Annotated in this window: 3 protein-coding genes and 1 pseudogene; all 4 read left to right on the forward strand. The window is 37.4% G+C overall.

Translation table 11 applies throughout. The annotated features are described in order from the left end of the window. Positions 1-143 precede the first annotated feature (143 nt). Complete coding sequence (locus tag J2Z66_RS42240) at positions 144-785, forward strand: GOLPH3/VPS74 family protein (RefSeq protein WP_209980107.1); 642 nt, start codon at positions 144-146, stop codon at positions 783-785. Positions 786-801: 16 nt separating this feature from the next. Continuing rightward, complete coding sequence (locus J2Z66_RS42245; RefSeq protein WP_209980109.1) at positions 802-1,056, forward strand: MerR family transcriptional regulator; 255 nt, start codon at positions 802-804, stop codon at positions 1,054-1,056. 196 nt (positions 1,057-1,252) lie between these two features. After that, positions 1,253-2,533: pseudogene (locus tag J2Z66_RS42250) on the forward strand (transposase); the annotation flags it as partial. Positions 2,534-2,607: 74 nt separating this feature from the next. Further along, on the forward strand, positions 2,608-3,222 hold a 615-nt coding region (locus J2Z66_RS42255), incomplete at its 3' end, for a helix-turn-helix domain-containing protein (RefSeq protein ID WP_209980114.1).

Consider the following 3,222-nt stretch of genomic DNA (forward strand, 5'->3'; position numbering starts at 1 on the left):
AGTAGTAAGTAGTAAGTAGTAAGTAGTAAGTAGTAAGTAGTAAGTAGTAAGTAGTAAGTAGTAAGTAGTAAGTAGTAAGTAGTAAGTAGTAAGTATTAAGTAGTAAGTATTAAGTATTAAGTATTCGAAAGGGTGATACTATCATGTTAAAAAATTTATCAATTCCCCAAGAGTTTGTCTTACTTGCATTAGATCGTGAAACCAATAAACTTAAGTCTATTTTTCGTCAGCATGTTGCCTTGTACACAGTTATGGCTTGTATAGTGGAACTTTCTATAAATGGCAACGTTACATTTGAAGACGATGATACTGTCAGAATTTCTAACTCAAAATCCACAGGTGAAAAGTATCTTGACAGATTACTTGAAATTATGAACGATGAGAAACCAAAGAAGCTAAAGAAGTGGGTTAATTACTTTTACAACCACATCTTTAAACAAAGAGAAGTTTATAAAATAGTTGTAGAAAGCCTTGTAGAAAAAGGAATTCTAGAAATTGAAAATACGGAAGTTTTATTTGTTGTTCCAGTAAAAAAATATTCGGATGTAGCAAAGACACGGAACCACATAGTGGAGAAAATTCGAGCTGAGTTATTGGAACATGGGAATGTAGAAGAACATACGTTAGCCTTAGTATTTTTTTTAAACGTAAAAAAAATGCTAAACGATTATTTTTCTGATTACGAACAAAAAACTTTAAAGCAAAAACTTGAGATATTGCGTAACGAGGACATTTTAAAAAAAATTAGAGCTGTTGAAAAGGCTGTCCAATATATGGAGGCTTAATGTAGGGGAGAAAAATATGGGGCGAAAAAGAAGTTCAGATAAAATTTTATCATTAGAGTATGTGAGTATCAGCGAATTGGTTGAACTTTCTAAAGTTCGATACAGTACCATTAAATATTACACGGAAGAGGGTATGATCCCATTTGAGCAAGAGGATATTAGACTGATAAGAAAATACCCACGTGAATTAGCTCTTAAGCGACTTGAGGAAATTCGTGTAATGAAAGAAGAAGAAGGATTGACTATAAAACAAATTAAAGAAAAATTGTAATTGTGAATTCTGCAAGGGAATGAATTAATTTCCCGTGCCTATCCCCATATTATAAATGATTTCATAAGCTGAATCAATTTCATAAATCACAAGCATTGATATGACTGACTTTGTCGGGCATAGAAAAAGGAGTACCTCCCTAAATCTCGAATAGGTATAGTGACGAAACTTTACCAAGAGAAAGAGGTGAACTCCTATGCCATTTATTCGACACGAGAGTTTGTTTTCCCTGCAAGAACTTTATGAACTTGAACAAAGACATCGATTTGAAGCTATCTTCTCAACGGTGGACATCACTCCCATACAACGTTTGGTCAGTAAAAAGTCACGTTATGGTGCCCCGGTACAAATCGATTGTTCATCCATGATTTATTCTTTAATCGCTCGGATTGTCGAAAGAATTCCAACGATTAAGGATTTAGTCAAAAGGCTGAACACGGATATCGGGTTTCGTCTAGACTGTGGATTTCAGCTTTCTGAACCGATTCCATCGGAGGCTTCCTTCTCCAGATTGGTGAAGAAAATAAGTGACAGCTCGGTCCTGCAAGATATTCATGAAAAGCTGTTACAAAGCACTATGGCAGAAGGTTTTATTCAAGATGATACGATTTCCATCGACGCCACTCACATTGAAGCGAGAGATCAGGCACCGGAAAAACAAGATCAAGCTAAGCCTGAACCTAAAAAACGAGGGCGTAAACCTAAGCACGAACGTGAAGCCTGGATCAAACAAAAACAAGAGGAAGAGGATCGAAAGCCCATCTATGAAAGAGAAATAGCAGCGCAATTGGATGAATCTTATGATATATTGAGAGATTGCATTCCCCTTGATCCACAATGGGGGATCAAGAGAAACAGTAAAGGCAAAAACGTATTCTGGTATGGTTACAAAGGCCATTTAGCGGTCGGAACACAAAGCCAGTATATCCTTGGAGCTCTACTTTCTTCGGGAAGTTTAAATGATGGGAAAGCGGCGATTCCACTGTTAAAAGGAATCGCATCAAAGCATTCAAATTATAAATTCAAGTATGCTACGTTGGATGCAGGCTATGATTATGAACCCATTTACAAGCAAATTCGAGAAGCAGGTGCTCAAGCTAACATTGCTTACAACCGACGACGAGAATCTCAGATCGAAGGGTTTGATGAACATTTTGCTCCCACCTGTGTTCGAGAACATTCTTACCGCTATGATAGTTATGATTCGAAGTATGAAACGATAAAATATGTTCGACCGAAAGAATGTGAAACCTGTCCACTAACACACGACTCGCTTTGCCAGAAGATATTCAAAATGAAGATCACGACAGACCTTAGAAAGTATAGTGCTCCAGCGCGTGGTTCTGCATCATGGAAAGAGATTGCTAAACAAAGATCATCCGTCGAAAGAGTGAATGCCTATTTAAAGGAATTTTTCCAACTGAACAACGTAAGATACCGTACTGGAAAGCGAGCAAAGGTTCATTTTGATCTAGTAGACTGATTCCAAAATAATGACATTATATAGAAATTGTGGTATACTCTAAGAAAGAGAATGAACGGAGAGATACCATGCCATTTAAATCAACGAAAGAAAAGCTAATTTTAAATGAGGAAGACCAGCAATTTCTCAAAAGAATCAGTCAAGCACGAACAGAAGAGTTTCGCCGAGTCGAGCGAGCTCGCATGTTACTTCATTATTCAGAAGGTTTAAGCATTACTAAAATTGCGGACGTATTACAAACAACGGCTACTAAAGTGAATCGATGCGTCAACAAAGCGCTTGAATATGGTGTTGAGGTCGCACTGAAAGAAGGAAAACGACCAGGGCGACCTTCCGAAATAACAGATGAAGCTAAAGCCTGGATCGTTGAACTCGCTTGTCAGAAGCCTAAAGAATTTGGATATTCTTATGAAGTTTGGACGACTCGATTACTATCTAGCCATATTCAAAAGAATGCAGAGGATCAAGGTCATATATGTTTAAAAAAATTGGCTCCCGGCAGTGTTTCAAAGTTGCTATCCTCCATGGAAATCCAGCCTCATAAAATCAATTATTACTTGCAGCGCCGCGATCCCGATTTTGAAACCCAACGTGCTCAGGTCCTCCATGTTTATCAGCAAGTTGAGTTTATCATGGAAAATAATGAAATCAAACCGCTGTGTGATGTTTACTTGTCATATGAT

The sequence above is a fragment of the Paenibacillus eucommiae genome (assembly GCF_017874215.1).
GTDB classification, from domain to species: domain Bacteria; phylum Bacillota; class Bacilli; order Paenibacillales; family NBRC-103111; genus Paenibacillus_AI; species Paenibacillus_AI eucommiae.

Coding starts and splice junctions, on each gene's coding strand:
- J2Z66_RS42240 (WP_209980107.1), top strand. CDS start 144: ATGTTAAAAAATTTATCAATTCCCCAAGAGTTTGTCTTACTTGCATTA.
- J2Z66_RS42245 (WP_209980109.1), top strand. CDS start 802: ATGGGGCGAAAAAGAAGTTCAGATAAAATTTTATCATTAGAGTATGTG.